Genomic DNA, 16,103 nt, shown 5'->3' on the forward strand with positions numbered 1-16,103 from the left:
CACCTCACTTAGATAAAATACTATATAAGTTCCCCTTAATTTATTGCGATCTCCCAGACAAGTATAATTCTTACTATAACTATACACTATGGAGGTTACATCTAACAAAAGATTATCACTTGGACAACTCCTTTCAGTTCTAGTAAAATAAGGGTTGTACACTTAAAACATTTATGATTAGAGAGGGTTAAATTATGCAACGATTTATAGCACTTTTAATTTTAGTAATCCCCGGCTTACTAGCTGGTTACGGTATTAAATTAATGAGAGATATATTCTTTAAAATTCTTCATCCCCCTTTCCCTTCTCTTTGGCTTCAATTTATATCAGGTTTTATTTTCCTCATTTTAGGTGTTGGATTTATCGCAGGTTTCGTTTTATATCGCGATCGCAAAAATAATAAAGTTGCTCCAAGGTTTCAAAAGAAGAAACATGAATAAAAGAGGCTAGGACAAAAGTGTCTGACACAACAAGGATCCTACTGAATATAGACATACAGATTTATCTTATGTCTATGTTCGCTGCCTGGCGGTGTCTGATACTTTGTTATGTCCCAGCCTCTTTTTAAGAAACTCCCCAACGATCAATCCTTCTTAGAAAAGGTCTTTCCTCAATCCACTCCGAAATAGATATTTTCTCAGTTAAGAAAACAATCAACAAGTAAAGACAAATTAACAACCACTGTAATGAAATTGAAAGTTGGTAAATAGCTACAATACTAATAATTCCACCTAATAGAGTCGCACCATTATCGCCTAACATTCCATATTTTCTCCCTTCAAAATAAATGAGAAATGCAATTATTCCACCTAGAGAAAATAGCATTTGGAAAGAGAGTTGGAACATAACCGGCAAATAAATAACAGAATGAATGGCGCAAACCTTCCAAACCCGTAAAGGCCGAGTATCAAATAAATTCATGACGTGCGGAGGAAGAACTAATAATAAAAACAAGGCACTCTTCTCAAGTATTCCCCCTTCACTGACGACAAGAAACAGCGACGACACGGTTATCGTACTTACCAATTTAACTAAACCTGTAGTAATTTTTCCGGTCGAAATAAATAACCCGATGTGCCCTTTTAACCCCTTTGGATATTTAGTCCCAAAGCGATCATCAATAAAGCCAGTAAACCATAGTACCGTTAAGTATATAATAATTAAAGAGTTATTAATAAAAATGACGTACGCTAAAACAACTAAAAAAATGCAAAAACCTAAATTATATGGTGTTTCGACACCTTTGTAATTGGTGACTATCCAACCAAATTTTTTAAAAACGATGAAAGTTACCGACAAAACCAATGGAAATAAAAAGACTATTGCCATGATGCCCTCATTTTCCGCAATGTTTTTTCCATATCTAACCACTGCCTACCTCGATGTAGAAACCCATCAAAGTCTTTACCAGTTGCACGGTGAAAAAAACTTACATCTACCTCATCTACATTCGCTCCAGATTTTAATAAATCAACAGTCATCGCCATTTCGACTCCAAAACCGACATAGTCTTTTTCTAACAAAACTTCAAGCCACTTTCTCCTTAAAGCTCGTTGTCCTGATAATGGGGACTCAAACCATTTACCAGTTCTCGAGAAAATTAATTTTTGTGCCCGGTGTCTCATTAGGCCAAACCCTCGTTTTTCTTGGACTGGTAATTTAGCTATGACACAATCTAAATGATCTAGATGAAGTTTTTCCACTAGACGCTCTCCCTCTCTAGCAGTCATACCTAAGTCAGCGTCTAGAGTGACAATAATGTCTCCATCAACTTTTTTCCAACCTTCTTTTAACGCAAACGCTTTTCCTCTATTCCTATTTAACCGGATTACATGATCACAATATCTCTCTGCGATATTAGCTGTATCGTCCAAACTACCATCATCAACAACAATCAATTGATTAACCCAAGTGCAACGATTTAACGTTACTAACGTCATTTTAATTGTCTCTTCCTCGTTATACGCGGGAATAACTACACTAATTGATAACTTTTCTTTCATTGAAGTAACTCCTCTTTCATTCGCAATAAAGATAAATACATTAAGTTTAGTTCAACATCATGTGCCGGTATAGCTTTTAAATTCAAATGCGGTAATCCATATGTCTCTTCAAGCTCCTCACCTAATGAGATAATGATCCCTTGCTGCTGATAAACCCCCATTGTTTCTGGTAACCTTTCTAAGGTTATACCTATACTCGCTAACACCTGTCCTAAATTCTGAAACTGCTCATTTTCTTCTACTGTTGTATAGAATTTAATTTGATTAAATTCATCCCCAACATAACGCACCCAGGCCTGTTTCTCTTGAACAAGAAGTTCATTCTCTACTTTTAATTGTTGAACATACTTTATTTGCTCTTCATGCAACCAATCCTTATCAAAGACTAGTCCAAGCAATAGTCCCAAAAAAAAGTAACTAGTTATCACGAATAGAGTTTTTATATGTTTACTCATCAATTTTTACCCCCCACCCCACCATTGAAATACTAATGAGACAAACAGCTCAAATCGCTCACTAAGGCTCATTAATCCAAGCACAAGGATAGCAGGAATTAACACCCATCCACTTAGTCCACGATCACTTTCCGTAACGAATAGAGAATGAATTCCTTTTAGATCGACTAGAGCATGACTAACTTTCATCCTAGTTAACAAACTAGATCCCATTCCAATTCGACCTTTTTCTAAAAATTCATTCATCCCAAGGCGGGTACCTACTGTATATATTTTTCTTGCTCCGGAGCAATACGCATATGTAATGGCTGCATCTTCACTAGTCCCCAAAAGTGCAATCCGTTTCGAAGGAAGATTTAAAGATATAATCCTCCCCTCTCCAGGAGAACGTCCATCTCGATAAGCATGAACTAGGAGTTGAGCACCACTTCTTAAAGATTTTTCAGAAACGGAATCCATATCACCAATTATATAATCAGGCTTAACCCCAATTTTCATTAGGCCGTCAGCCCCACCATCAACTGCAATTGTTATAAACCTCTTTTTCTTAATAAATGGTTTTAATAACATCAAATCTCTTTCATAATTTGCGCCCCGAGCAACAATTAATACTTCCTTACCTAGAAATTGTCGTAGCACCGGGAGGTTTTCAACTTCTCTTATAAATTGATCTAGTTCTTTATCGCCATAATCTAACGAATTTCCTACAAATTTTTTAAATTGTTCAGCAAAATGAGTGTTTGCTAATAATTTTAATTGTCGTAGCTGAGAATAACTGTAACGAGAAAGCTTACAAACCTTTACCCAACTTCCATTAATACCTTCGAAAAGATGATCTTCTTTTACAAGAATTAATTTCCCCTCTAAGTCGTCTTCAAGATCTTCTTCAATATCAAAAACAGGTATTTTCGCATCCAATAATACTTCAACACCATTATGGACAAATAATCCACTCATTGATTTTTTAAAGTTGATGACCGCTTTTACTCTACAACTAATTAATTTTTCAGCAGCAGCCATATCAATATCTTGGTGAACTACAACAGCAATACTCTTTTTAGGTATACGCTCAACGAGCAACTTCGTTTTTTTATCTTGATATGCATAGCCTTTTATTTGGTCATTAGACAACATAACAGCCACCACTTTTTATAAAAATGTAGATTCCAAACATAGTATTAGTCATTACCTAATTTTTCATCCTAACTATTACCTTTTTTACATAAATCCAGTATTATTTCACAGAAAAAGAGCATAGCTGTTAAGCTATGCTCTAATCATTTATTTTTTTATAACTTTACATGTTTTTGTTAATAATTGATGGGCAAAATCAACTTCCGCCTGCTTTGGAGGCATTACATCAACAAGTTTATTAGTTAAACCTAATTGCTCCCATTTATATTCACCCATTTTATGATATGGGAGAACTTCAACCTTTTCGACATTTGAAAGCGTTGCTAAGAAGTCACCAAGTTCACTTAAATCTTTTTCTTCAGTTGAAAGACCAGGGACAAGGACATGTCTAATCCAAACCGGAATTCCCTTTTCGTCTAGAAGTTTTGCAAATTTTAGTGTATTTTTGTTCGAAACCCCTGTAATCTTTTTATGCTGTTCTTCTCTGATATGCTTAATATCTAAAAGAACAAGGTCTGTCACTTCCAGTATCTCTTCAAGATTAGCCGGCTGAACAAAACCCGATGAGTCAAGGGTTGTATGAATTCCAGCTTCTTTACACTTTTTGAAAAACTCTAGAACAAAATCAGGTTGCAAAAGGGGTTCTCCACCACTTAATGTAACACCACCGTTAGAAAACTTCATATACGGCAGGTATCCTTTCGCTTCTTCTAGTAATTCATCTACACTCTTTTCAATTCCACCACTAACCTTCCAAGTGTCAGGATTATGACAGTAAGCACAACGCATCGCACATCCTTGAAGGAAAATGATAAATCGCAAACCGGGACCATCTACTGTTCCACAAGATTCAACCGAATGGATTCTTCCTAACATTTAGATCACATACTTTCGTGGAAAGTACGGTTAATTACATCAATTTGCTGTTCTCTCGTTAATTTAATGAAGTTAACAGCATAACCAGACACACGGATGGTTAATTGTGGATACAATTCAGGGTGCTCCATTGCATCCATTAATTGCTCACGATCAAATACGTTAACATTAATATGGTGTCCTGTTTGTGATGAATAACCGTCTAAGATTGAAGCTAAATTACTAATACGAGACTCTTCGTCTTTACCAAGAGCTTTAGGTACGATTGAGAATGTACACGAAATCCCATCTTGGCAATCTTCATAAGGAAGCTTCGCTACAGAATTTAGTGATGCTAACGCACCCTTTTTATCACGACCGTGCATTGGATTAGCACCTGGCGCAAAAGGTTCTCCAGCTTTCCGTCCATCAGGAGTATTACCTGTTTTTTTACCATATACAACGTTTGACGTAATCGTTAATACAGATTGAGTTGGTAGCGCATTTCGATACGTCGGTTGTTGACGTAACTTGTTCATAAAGTTTTTCACTAAATGAGTAGCAATATCGTCTACACGAGAGTCGTTATTGCCGTATTGCGGGAATTCGCCTTCGATTTCAAAATCTGTAGCAATTCCATCCTCGTCACGGATTACTTTTACTTTTGCAAATTTAATTGCACTTAAAGCATCAGCAACTACTGACAATCCAGCAATTCCGCAAGCCATTGTTCGTAGAATTTCTTGATCGTGAAGGGCCATTTCAATTCTCTCATAGCTATACTTGTCATGCATATAGTGAATTACATTTAGCGAGTTCATATAAAGTTCGGCTAACCAATCTTGGAACTTTTCAAACTTCTCAACAACTTCTTCGTAATCAAGATATTCTGAAGTAATTGGTTCAAAGTTAGGTCCTACTTGGATTTTTAACTTTTCATCAATACCACCGTTAATTGTATAAAGAAGCGCTTTAGCTAAGTTAGCACGGGCACCGAAGAACTGCATTTGCTTTCCGATACGCATCGCTGATACGCAACAAGCAATTCCATAGTCGTCGCCATAATCAGGTCTCATAATATCATCATTTTCATATTGGATCGAGCTAGTCTCAATAGACATCTTTGCACAAAACTTTTTAAAGCCATCTGGTAATTGCGTAGACCATAAAACTGTTAAGTTTGGCTCAGGTGCTGGACCTAAATTAACAAGTGTATATAAGAAACGGAATGAGTTTTTCGTTACTAACGGACGGCCATCTAATGACATACCAGCTATAGATTCTGTCACCCATGTTGGGTCGCCACTAAATAACTCATCGTAATCAGGTGTTCTTAGGAATTTAACTAAACGAAGTTTCATAACAAAATGGTCAACAATTTCTTGAGCTTCTTCTTCTGTTAAGATCCCAGCTTGAATGTCTCTTTCAATATAAATATCTAAGAAAGTCGAAACACGCCCTAAGCTCATTGCTGCGCCATTTTGCTCTTTAATTGCAGCTAGATAACCAAAATATAACCATTGGAACGCTTCCTTAGCTGTTGTTGCTGGGTTAGAAATATCAAACCCATACGATGCTGCCATTTGTTTTAGTTCTTGTAGTGAACGAATCTGCTCAGAAACCTCTTCACGATCTCGAATAACCGTTTCAGACATTACACCTTTTTCTAAGCCTTTTTTAACTGCCTTTTTATCAGCTATTAATCGATCTACTCCATATAATGCAACGCGACGGTAGTCTCCAATAATACGTCCACGTCCATATGCATCCGGTAGCCCAGTAATTATTCCAGCTTTACGGGCTGCAAGCATCTCACTAGTATAAGCATCGAATACACCCGCATTATGGGTTTTACGATAATCCGTATAAATCTTTTCAATTTGTGGATCTAATTTAAAGCCATATGCTTCACAACCTGATGCCATCATTCGAATCCCACCGGTTGGTTGGATCGAACGCTTAAGCGGTGCATCTGTTTGTAAGCCTACAACTTGCTCTTTATCTTTATTTAAGTAACCTGGTCCATGAGATGTGATCGTAGAAATCGTTTTTGTATCAACATCTAACACGCCACCATTTTCTCTTTCTTTTTTCATTAACTCTAGAACTTGTTCCCATAGTTCTTTTGTTGTGTCCGTAGGGCCCACTAAAAATGTTTCGTCCCCTGTATACGGATCCCAGTTTTTGTTAATAAAATCTCTAACATCAATTTTATCTGTCCATTCACCAACGTTAAAACCTTTCCATGCTTCCATTTAACATCTCCCTCTCTGCTCATGACTGCATAAAATGTGTTTTTTTCACATTTTATATTATTTTTTTAATAACTAAGATTATTTTGTGCTTAGGCAACGTCAGATGAACTTTTTTTGTAATCTTATCTTTATCTGTATTATTAAGATTATTCAATCTGTATTACCCAATTGCTTATATTTATTATATAATGTTTTTAACCGTTTGTATATGACAAAACGGTGAAATAACTTTATATTTTCAATATTAACTTGGATAGAATTCCCTTCTAAACTACTAACTGTTATACATCTATACAAGAACTGTTATATAATTAGATTGTCATTTTTACCCTTTCATTCGATTAATAAAATCCAGACAGGATAAATCTAATTCTAAAAATCAAAAAGACTCACCCGTTTTTAGGATGAGCCTTTTATTAATAAAAAATTCTTCTTATGATACTTTATGTTCAATCCGAAGTTTATCTGCAACCATTGCGATAAATTCCGAATTCGTAGGTTTTGCCTTCGTGTGACTAACAGTGTAGCCAAAAAGACTAGAAATTGACTCGATATTCCCGCGACTCCACGCTACTTCAATCGCATGGCGAATTGCACGTTCTACTCGAGAAGATGTCGTGTTGAACTTCTTAGCAATATCAGGGTAAAGTACTTTTGTAATTGAACCCAATAATTCGATGTCATTGTAGACCATTGTAATAGCTTCCCGCAAATACATATAACCTTTTATATGAGCAGGAACACCAATTTCATGGATAATACTCGTGATACTTGCATCTAGATTAAATTGTTTTGGTTCATTTCTCGTATAGTTCATTGTGGATGTACTTTTATGTTGAATAATCGGTTGTGAGTTACCACTAACATCTTTTATTTTATTAATTAATGTCTCCATATCAAACGGCTTTAAAATATAATAAGATGCACCAAGATCAACAGCTTTTTTTGTAACATCCTCCTGACCAAAAGCAGTTAACATAATTATATTAGGGCGCTTAGCTAAACCTTGTTGGTTTAATCTTTCTAATACCGCTAACCCGTCAAGATGCGGCATGATAATATCCAATATTAATACATCAGGTTGCTGTTCCTGAACTAAAGATAAACATTCTTGTCCATTATATGCAACTCCTACTACTTCCATCTCATTATGGCTTGAAATATATTCTTCAAGCAAGCTCACTAATTCTCGATTATCATCAGCTATACAAACTTTTATTTTATTATGCACCGACTGTTTCCTCCCTGATATTTAAAATATGCTTTTTGTTTCCATCACAACAAATTCGACAATCGGATAACAATTCCTTTAATTTTTTTAAAAAAATATTAAAAAACTTTATTTTTATTGGAAAACTTACGGTTTACTCCCGTTTTCGACCACATTCGGCACTTGACAACATTGAAAATGAAATTTTGTCGAAAATTCTTTATGATATATATATATTACCATAATTATGAGGAATTTTAATTTTTTTTTCAAAATATTTACTGTGAATCTCACCTAACATTATGTAGTTAAACTTGAAAAAAAAGGCATCGGTCGATTTAACTCGCCTTTGCCTTTTCTTTGTTATAAATATCTATCCCAGCTTCTTGTAACATCCACTCAATGTGACAGCCATAGCCACTTGTAGGATCGTTAACAAAAACGTGGGTAACCGCCCCAATCACTTTACCATCTTGTATAATAGGACTTCCACTCATCCCTTGGATAATGCCACCTGTAGCTTCTAAAAGTTCCGGATCAGTTACTTTAATGACCATACCTTTAGTTGCAGGAAATTTTTGTGGAACTGAACTTATGACTTCAATATCATATTCTTTAACTTTTTCGCCGTCTACAACAGTTAAAATTTTCGCTGGTCCTTCTTTAACTTGATGTGAAAGTGTTATTGGCAATGCTTCATCTAAAATTTGATTTTTAATATTTTCGTGGAGTTTTCCAAAGATGCCAAAAGGGCTATTTTTTGTTATTGTTCCTAACACTTTTCTATCATTTGAAAACCTCGCTAATTTTTCTCCTGGATCTCCATTGCTTCCTTTTTCAATAGAAGTAACTAATGAACTGACAATTTGGCCATCGTTAACAACAATAGGTTTCTGTGTATCCATGTCAGATATAACGTGACCTAATGCACCATAACTTCTTGACTGCGGTTCATAAAAAGTCATTGTACCTACTCCTGCGGCAGAATCACGAATATATAAACCTAAACGATAGGAACTTTCCCCTTTTGCTTTAATCGGTTTTAGTCTTTTTTGTAACACATCATTTTCTCTAATTACCTCAAGCTTTAAAGTTTCCTCTTTTTCACCAGCTTCTTGTACTAATGGAGTAACTTCAGTCATATTTTCAATTTTCTTGCCATTTATTTTCGTAATTATGTCACCAACTTCAATTTCAGCCAGCTCTCCTGGCGACTTTTCACCATCTTCGCTGTCGACTAAGTGATGCCCAACTACTAATACACCTAGTGTATTTAGTTTTACTCCAATTGATTGACCACCTGGTATTACTTTTATATCCTTTAGAACACGTACATCGACATTCTTTACAGGAGCCCCTCCCACTGTAACCGTCACGTTAGCATCTCCTTGCTCTTTTGCTAAAACTGCAAATTGTTCCTCATCTACTGCAACAAATTCATTGTTAGAGGACATCTTAAATACAGGTAAAGCCTTTTGCAATGATTGCTGTTGGCCTTCAATTAAGACCAACTTCTTTGGGATACTGACGTACTCTTGGACCGGCTTTGCAAAACCGATGCTTATTATGAAAACAAGGAGAATTACACCTATAATTTTTCTAGTTTCTGTCATGAATTGTCTTCACTCTCCTCGCTCCTAACCTACACCTCCATGTTTGGCTGTAATATTAATGTTGCCTCCCAGCACTGTATTTATAACCACTTAACAATAAAAAAGCTAACCTTAATTGGTTAGCTTTACATATTCATCTTTAATATTCTCTGCTTGAGCTAGTAGTTCTTTAGCATTTTCCCTTGTTAGGTTTGTTGTTTCAGCTCCAGATAACATCCTTGCCACTTCTTCGATTTGTTCCTTTTTAGACATTGCGGTTACTTTTGTTACTGTTTTATCGTCCAATTGCTCCTTAGAAATGTAAAGATGAGTCGTCGCCATTGCAGCTACTTGAGGCAAATGAGTAATACATAATACCTGAGAATTTACTGATATTTTATAAATTTTTTCGGCAATCGCTTGTGCTACTCGACCACTAACACCAGTGTCAACCTCATCAAATATCAAAGACGTTAACCCTTGATGTGTTGAAAAAATTGATTTTAATGCAAGCATAATTCGAGAGATCTCTCCGCCAGAGGCGATTTTAGCTAATGGTTTGAGTGGTTCACCAGGATTAGTCGACAGTAAAAATTCGACCCGGTCGATGCCATCTTCTTGAAAGTGGATATGACTACCATTCACTAATGGGTCTTTATTTGATGCTGACCTTTGATAAACTTCAATGTGAAATTTGGTTTTCTCCATATAAAGATCTTTTAATTGTTGATGTATTTTATCAACCAAAACTTTCGCATTATTACTTCTAATATCACTTAAATTTTTCGCCTCAAGAAAAAGATCATGACAGATATTCTCCAATTGGTTTAGAAGTTGCTGAATTTTTTCGTCTCGATTAATTAAATGATCGATTTCCTCTTCTATCTTGGCAGAATACTCTAAAATATCTGTAACGTTTTCACCATATTTTCTTTTTAGCTGAGTAATTTCATTTAACCTTGCTTCAACTAGATCTAATTGTTTCGTATCGAATTCAATGGATTCATAATAGTCCCTTAACGAAAAAGTAGCTTCTTCCAATAAATAATAACAGTTACTTATCGTCTCTTTTAAAGGAATTAATTGTTTATCAACCGCAGCAGCTTCCTCCACATGGTTCATTGCAGACAAAATCCAATCTAAACCTTTTTGGTCTCCGTATAGCGCATGATAAGAGTTATGTATGGCCTTAGACAATTTCTCACCATTTGCTAGCTTATTTCTTTCATCTAGAAGAATTAAATCCTCATTAGGCTTCAACTTGGATTTTTCAATTTCGGTTAACTGATATTGGAGCAAATCTAGACGGTGGGCAAGCTTTTGTTCGTTTTCAGAAAATTGTTTAACCCTAGAATTTAGGTCAACAAATGTTTTGTAAATTTTCTTATATTCACTTAACGCATAGGTAAGCTTGTCCCCAATATATTGGTCTAAAAGAGATAAATGTCGTTCAACTTGCATTAAGTGTTGATGTTCATGTTGTCCGTGGATATCGACTAGTGAATTTCCTAATTCCCGTAAAATCCCTAAAGTTACCAACTTACCATTTACTCTACAAATGCTTTTTCCTTGAGCAGTAATATCTCGATGTAGTACAACCATTTGATCTTCGTTTATCTCAATCCCTAACTGAAGAGCTTTCTCGTAGATAACATGGGATGGGTCATCAATAAAAAATAACCCTTGAATTTCAGCACGATTCGTTCCGTGTCTTACAAACTCTACTGAGCTTCTACCACCTACAAGCAAACTAATGGCATCAATAATAATTGATTTACCTGCACCTGTTTCTCCAGTTAAAACAGTTAACCCCTTTTCAAATGGAACTGTAAGATTTTCTATAATAGCAAAGTTTTTAATGGAGAGTTCAATTAGCACTTTTGATTCACCTCCTTACAACGTTATCCTATAACATGTCTAGAAATCGTTCGCTTAAGATTGGACTATCTTCAGTTGTTCGACAAATAATTAATATTGTATCATCACCACAAATTGTTCCTAATATTTCATTCCAATCCAGATTGTCAATTAAAGCGCCAACTGCATTAGCATTACCAGGTAATGTTTTCATTACAATTAGATTATTGGCATGGTCAATCGTTACAAAACTATCCATGAGAGAACGCTTTAATTTTTGCAATGGATTAAAACGTTGATCGGCAGGTAGACTATATTTATACCTACCATCTTGCATTGGTACCTTAACAAGGTGAAGTTCTTTTATATCTCTAGAAACAGTAGCTTGAGTTACATTAAAGCCAGCATTTTTTAAATTTTCGACCAAATCATCTTGTGTTTCAATTTCTCTATTTGCAATAATTTCACGAATTTTAATATGGCGTTGCCCCTTATTCATTCCCATCTCCTCCAATATAATTAAATCGCTTTTTTACTGGTATGTTCTATCTTTATTAACTGTATATTAACTTATTTTTATACATAATACAACGAAAAAATGAATAATAAAAAAGGGAGTAGCAGCGTCTACTCCCTTTTTTATAGTTTTAAATTATTATGTGCTGATGCAACAAGATCGGAAATTGCCGGAATACGACTTTCGCCAATATTAGCTGTTCCAGACCAATAAAGGTGCAGCAAAAATTCGATATTCCCTTCTCCGCCTTTGATTGGCGAATAGGATAAACCATAAACATCAAAACCTATTTTCAAAGCGAAATCAACAATTTCCTGTAGTACTTTTTGATGTACTCGTTCATCTTTAACAATTCCCTTTTTTCCAACCTCATCACGCCCTGCTTCAAATTGTGGTTTGACTAAAGCAGAAACGTGACTCCCTTTCTCTAACACATTAGCTAACGCCGGTAAAATTAATCTAAGAGAGATGAAAGATACATCAATTGTTGCGAAATTTGGAAATCCTTTTGTAAAATCAGCAGCTGTGACATATCTAAAATTCGTTCTTTCCATCACAACAACTCGCTCATCCTGTCGTAACTTCCACGCTAATTGATTATAGCCAACATCAACTGCATAAACGAGCGCTGCACCGTTTTGAAGAGCACAATCAGTAAATCCACCCGTCGAAGAACCAATATCAAGGACAACTTTATTATTTAAATCAAATTGAAATTCTTGAATGGCTTTTTCAAGTTTTAAGCCACCTCTACTTACATATGGGAGAAGATCACCCTTTACTAACAGCTTCGCATCAAGATCGACTTTTGTTCCAGGCTTATCAACTCTTTCATTATTACAAAGGACAAGGCCTGCCATAACAGACCTTTTCGCCTTTTCCCTCGTTTCAATTAAACCTCTTTCAACTAAGAGAACATCAATTCTTTCCTTTTTAGCCATTTCTATGCCCTCTGTTGTTTTCTAGGAAACATTTTTTGGATGTTAGTAACAACATCAATTGTCGTCATCCCTATTTCTTCCATTAACTCATTTACACTACCATGTTCGATAAATTGATCCGGAATTCCCATTCTATCTACAATGACATTATGATATGAGTGGTCATGATAAAATTCTAATACCGCACTTCCAAAGCCGCCTTGGAGAGCAGCCTCTTCAATAGTTAGGATACGATAGTTATTATTAACTAAATCTAAGAGCATTTCTTTATCTAACGGCTTAATCGATCTTGCGTTAATGACTTTTACAGAAATACCGTCTTTGGCTAATAATTCAGCAGCTTCTTCAGCCATTGGAATTGTTGTTCCGAAAGTTAAAATAGCCATATCGCTACCTTCTCTTAGCACTTCCCACTTGCCGATTGGTATTTCCATCAGTTGATCATCCATTTTCACACCGTAGCCATTCCCTCTAGGATACCTTACAGCTATAGGGCCGTCACTATATTGAACAGCTGTATAAACCATATGCTGTAACTCGTTTTCATCTTTAGCTGATAGTATCGTCATATTTGGTATATGACGTAAGTAAGAGATATCAAAGACACCTTGATGTGTTTCTCCATCAGCCCCGACAAGACCGGCACGATCAATTGCAAAAAAGACATTTAAGTTTTGTCGACAAATATCATGAACAACTTGGTCATAACCACGTTGCAGAAATGTGGAATAGACTGCAAATACTGGCTTATATCCTTGTGTAGCTAATCCACCAGCCATCGTTGTAGCATGTTGCTCAGCGATACCGACGTCAAACATTCGATTAGGAAATTCTTTCGCAAAAATATCTAATCTTGTGCCACCCGGCATTGCAGCGGTTAGTGCGACAACTTTTTCATTTTCTTTAGCAGTTTTTACTAGTGTATTTGCAAAAACAGCGCTGTAGCTTGGCGGACCAGGTTTTTTGACTACTTCTCCTGATTCGATCTTATATGGACCTAGTCCATGCCATGTACCTAAAGCATCATTTTCTGCTGGTGCATAACCTTTTCCTTTTTTCGTAAGTACATGGACAATGACTGGTCCCTTTGTTTTCTTCGCATATTTAATATTCTCAAGGATATCGTCTAAATTATGACCGTCTACAGGGCCTAAGTAAGTAAAACCCATCTCCTCAAAAAACATACCTGATACAAATAAATACTTTAAACTATCTTTTAGTCGTTCCGCAGTTGATGCAATTTTCCCACCAAAAGCAGGAATTTTTTTCAATAACTGTTCTAACTCATCTTTGGCCTTTTGATACTTTCCAGCTGTACGTAGTCTTCCTAATACACTGTGAAGAGCTCCGACATTAGGTGCTATCGACATTTCATTATCATTTAAAATAACAATTAAATCTGTTTGTTCATGTCCTATATGATTTAATGCTTCTAGAGCCATTCCACCAGTAAGTGCACCATCACCAATGATAGCTATGATGTTTTCATCGGTACCTTTAAGATCTCGAGCCACAGCCATTCCCATGGCCGCTGACAGCGATGTAGAACTATGACCCGTTTCCCAAACATCATGTTCGCTTTCAGATCGTTTTGGGAAACCACAAAGCCCTTTATATTGTCGTAATTCATCAAAGCGATTAGCCCGTCCAGTTAATATCTTGTGAACGTAGGCCTGGTGGCCCACATCCCAAATAAATTTATCCGACGGACTATTGAATTCTTTATGCAAAGCAAGTGTTAATTCTACTACACCTAAATTTGGCCCTAAATGTCCACCTGTTACCGAAAGCTTTTCTACTAAAAAAGCTCGAATGTCCACAGCTAAAGCCTCTAATTGCTCTTTATTATACTTCTTTATAAAATTTGGATCGTTTATTGTCGTTAAATCCAAGAAAAACCCTCACTTTCTTTTGGCTTTCTTTTTCCTCTTGTCTCTGTCTTTCCCATTTTTCAAAATATTTATTTTCAATTTTACCTCTAATAAAAAAAATAATCTACCTACATGGAAAATAATTGCTGTCGCATACTGCAAAGCAATCGTTTTTCCTAGTGATTTCCCCCCCACTGTAAGACTAGCTACAATACTTGTAAAAATGACAGAAATCCAAAACTGATAAGCTGAATTATCGCCTTGACCAATTTGCTGTGCAAATTGAATAACAACGAATGCTGACGCAGTTCCACTAATAATACCAGCAATATCTCCGATAACATCATTACATAAGTTCGCAAATTTATCTGCATTTCGTGTAATTAATACAGCTTCTTTTGCACCAGGGACTCGTTCAGCTGCCATTGCATGAAAAGGTGCTTCTTCAGCAGCAGTTGCAGCTACCCCTATTGTATCAAAGATCACACCGACGAGTACAATAACAAAGACTATGAGCATTCCTACTCCCCAAGTGACTCCACTCAAAATAAAAGTAGATACGATTGAAAAAAGAGCCGCTAACACAAGAGTGATAACGGCAATCGCTAACGTCCAATTTAAAGAATGTTTTATTTTAATCATATTAGTTTATGACACACCAATCTATTAATGTAGAAATTAATTTAATATTAATTATTACTATAAATAAAGTTATCCACTTTAACTCATGCTAATATTAAATATTTTCATAAGTATGTATATGTGAGTGGCCATTTAAAGAGTAAAGACTGCGTCTTAGGTCCAGTAGGTTTTCCCAAGCAAATACCGACATGTCGCCACATTGGCGGTTTCCCTTTAAATCTGCCTTAACGCTGTTGCCAAACGTTAGACTGGATTACCACTTAGCACGCACTATAATCCCCTTTAAATGTCATACGAACAGTCTAGGAGTTTTCCTCTACAGCCCTTAACCATCCTCTATCCTCTTTTGCAGAGTAGATTTCATGTGGATTACTAATTTATCATACAGTGTATACAATTTAGTATCCATAATCCCCTCTAACTCCACTCAAGGCAGGCTACGCTGCCACAAGGGGAAACTTGTTATGCAGGTTCATACCAAAAACCGTAACGTACTCATTCCCAAGAGATTGTCACGTGTTCTGGCCTCCGCGGAAAGAGGGTCAACGCCCACATGCCATTGTGGATCGCCCTAATTCCTTTACTCCCAGCAACGACCCAAGGCTGGGCGCCTCAAGCCAATACTAGGAACTTCATCGATGTGCCCTTTAGCGGATTTTTAGGCCCGCCTTCGAGAATGGAGGACTGACTAGAATACTGCACCACTCACTTTTCAACATTATACATGATATATACTATTACAACAATTAGTAAATACTAGCTTGCTATTTT

The 16,103-nt window shown here is 36.1% G+C and carries 14 protein-coding genes; 1 reads left to right on the forward strand and 13 read right to left on the reverse strand.

Annotated elements, in window-relative coordinates; all coding sequences use genetic code 11:
* Positions 1 to 194: 194 nt before the first annotated feature.
* On the forward strand, positions 195 to 440 hold the full coding sequence (locus ACK4M9_RS10065) for a DUF2627 domain-containing protein (protein ID WP_409849987.1): 246 nt from the start codon (positions 195 to 197) through the stop codon (positions 438 to 440).
* A 124-nt stretch (positions 441 to 564) separates the two neighbouring features.
* Here the strand turns inward: ACK4M9_RS10065 and ACK4M9_RS10070 are convergent, their stop codons facing one another.
* The 13 genes from ACK4M9_RS10070 to ACK4M9_RS10130 all read right to left on the reverse strand — a co-directional run bounded on the left by ACK4M9_RS10070 (position 565) and on the right by ACK4M9_RS10130 (position 15,332).
* A complete protein-coding gene (locus ACK4M9_RS10070) occupies positions 565 to 1,329 on the reverse strand; it encodes a hypothetical protein (protein WP_409849989.1) in 765 nt (254 codons plus the stop codon).
* Positions 1,320 to 2,003, reverse strand: a complete 684-nt coding sequence (locus ACK4M9_RS10075; RefSeq protein WP_409849991.1) for a glycosyltransferase family 2 protein — start codon at positions 2,001 to 2,003, stop codon at positions 1,320 to 1,322. The genes ACK4M9_RS10070 and ACK4M9_RS10075 overlap by 10 nt, the downstream gene beginning before the upstream one ends.
* Positions 2,000 to 2,458 (reverse strand): hypothetical protein, encoded by a 459-nt coding sequence (locus ACK4M9_RS10080; RefSeq protein ID WP_409849993.1) that lies wholly within the window; start codon positions 2,456 to 2,458, stop codon positions 2,000 to 2,002. The genes ACK4M9_RS10075 and ACK4M9_RS10080 overlap by 4 nt, the downstream gene beginning before the upstream one ends.
* Before the next feature lie 6 nt (positions 2,459 to 2,464).
* Positions 2,465 to 3,592 carry a putative cytokinetic ring protein SteA gene (steA, locus tag ACK4M9_RS10085; protein WP_409849995.1) on the reverse strand — a complete coding sequence of 376 codons (1,128 nt, stop codon included), beginning with the start codon at positions 3,590 to 3,592 and terminating at the stop codon, positions 2,465 to 2,467.
* A gap of 147 nt (positions 3,593 to 3,739) precedes the next feature.
* Positions 3,740 to 4,468: a pyruvate formate-lyase-activating protein gene (gene pflA / locus ACK4M9_RS10090; RefSeq protein WP_409849997.1), complete on the reverse strand. Its 729-nt coding sequence runs from the start codon at positions 4,466 to 4,468 to the stop codon at positions 3,740 to 3,742.
* 5 nt (positions 4,469 to 4,473) lie between these two features.
* Positions 4,474 to 6,702, reverse strand: coding sequence for a formate C-acetyltransferase (pflB, locus tag ACK4M9_RS10095; RefSeq protein ID WP_409849999.1), 2,229 nt, complete (start codon positions 6,700 to 6,702; stop codon positions 4,474 to 4,476).
* A gap of 433 nt (positions 6,703 to 7,135) precedes the next feature.
* The gene (gene spo0A, locus ACK4M9_RS10100; RefSeq protein WP_409850001.1) at positions 7,136 to 7,933 is read right to left on the reverse strand and encodes a sporulation transcription factor Spo0A; all 798 of its coding nucleotides are present in this window, start codon (positions 7,931 to 7,933) and stop codon (positions 7,136 to 7,138) included.
* Positions 7,934 to 8,250: 317 nt separating this feature from the next.
* Positions 8,251 to 9,525, reverse strand: coding sequence for a SpoIVB peptidase (spoIVB, locus tag ACK4M9_RS10105; protein WP_409850002.1), 1,275 nt, complete (start codon positions 9,523 to 9,525; stop codon positions 8,251 to 8,253).
* Positions 9,526 to 9,636: 111 nt separating this feature from the next.
* Positions 9,637 to 11,382: a DNA repair protein RecN gene (gene recN, locus ACK4M9_RS10110; RefSeq protein ID WP_409850004.1), complete on the reverse strand. Its 1,746-nt coding sequence runs from the start codon at positions 11,380 to 11,382 to the stop codon at positions 9,637 to 9,639.
* 28 nt (positions 11,383 to 11,410) lie between these two features.
* A complete protein-coding gene (ahrC, locus tag ACK4M9_RS10115; protein WP_409850006.1) occupies positions 11,411 to 11,860 on the reverse strand; it encodes a transcriptional regulator AhrC/ArgR in 450 nt (149 codons plus the stop codon).
* A gap of 140 nt (positions 11,861 to 12,000) precedes the next feature.
* Positions 12,001 to 12,819 (reverse strand): TlyA family RNA methyltransferase, encoded by an 819-nt coding sequence (locus ACK4M9_RS10120; protein ID WP_409850008.1) that lies wholly within the window; start codon positions 12,817 to 12,819, stop codon positions 12,001 to 12,003.
* A gap of 2 nt (positions 12,820 to 12,821) precedes the next feature.
* The gene (gene dxs, locus ACK4M9_RS10125) at positions 12,822 to 14,711 is read right to left on the reverse strand and encodes a 1-deoxy-D-xylulose-5-phosphate synthase (RefSeq protein ID WP_409850010.1); all 1,890 of its coding nucleotides are present in this window, start codon (positions 14,709 to 14,711) and stop codon (positions 12,822 to 12,824) included.
* Between the two features lie 9 nt (positions 14,712 to 14,720).
* Complete coding sequence (locus tag ACK4M9_RS10130) at positions 14,721 to 15,332, reverse strand: hypothetical protein (protein WP_409850012.1); 612 nt, start codon at positions 15,330 to 15,332, stop codon at positions 14,721 to 14,723.
* Positions 15,333 to 16,103: the final 771 nt, after the last annotated feature.

It is taken from the genome of Anaerobacillus sp. (assembly GCF_046314235.1).
Lineage (GTDB): Bacteria > Bacillota > Bacilli > Bacillales > Anaerobacillaceae > Anaerobacillus.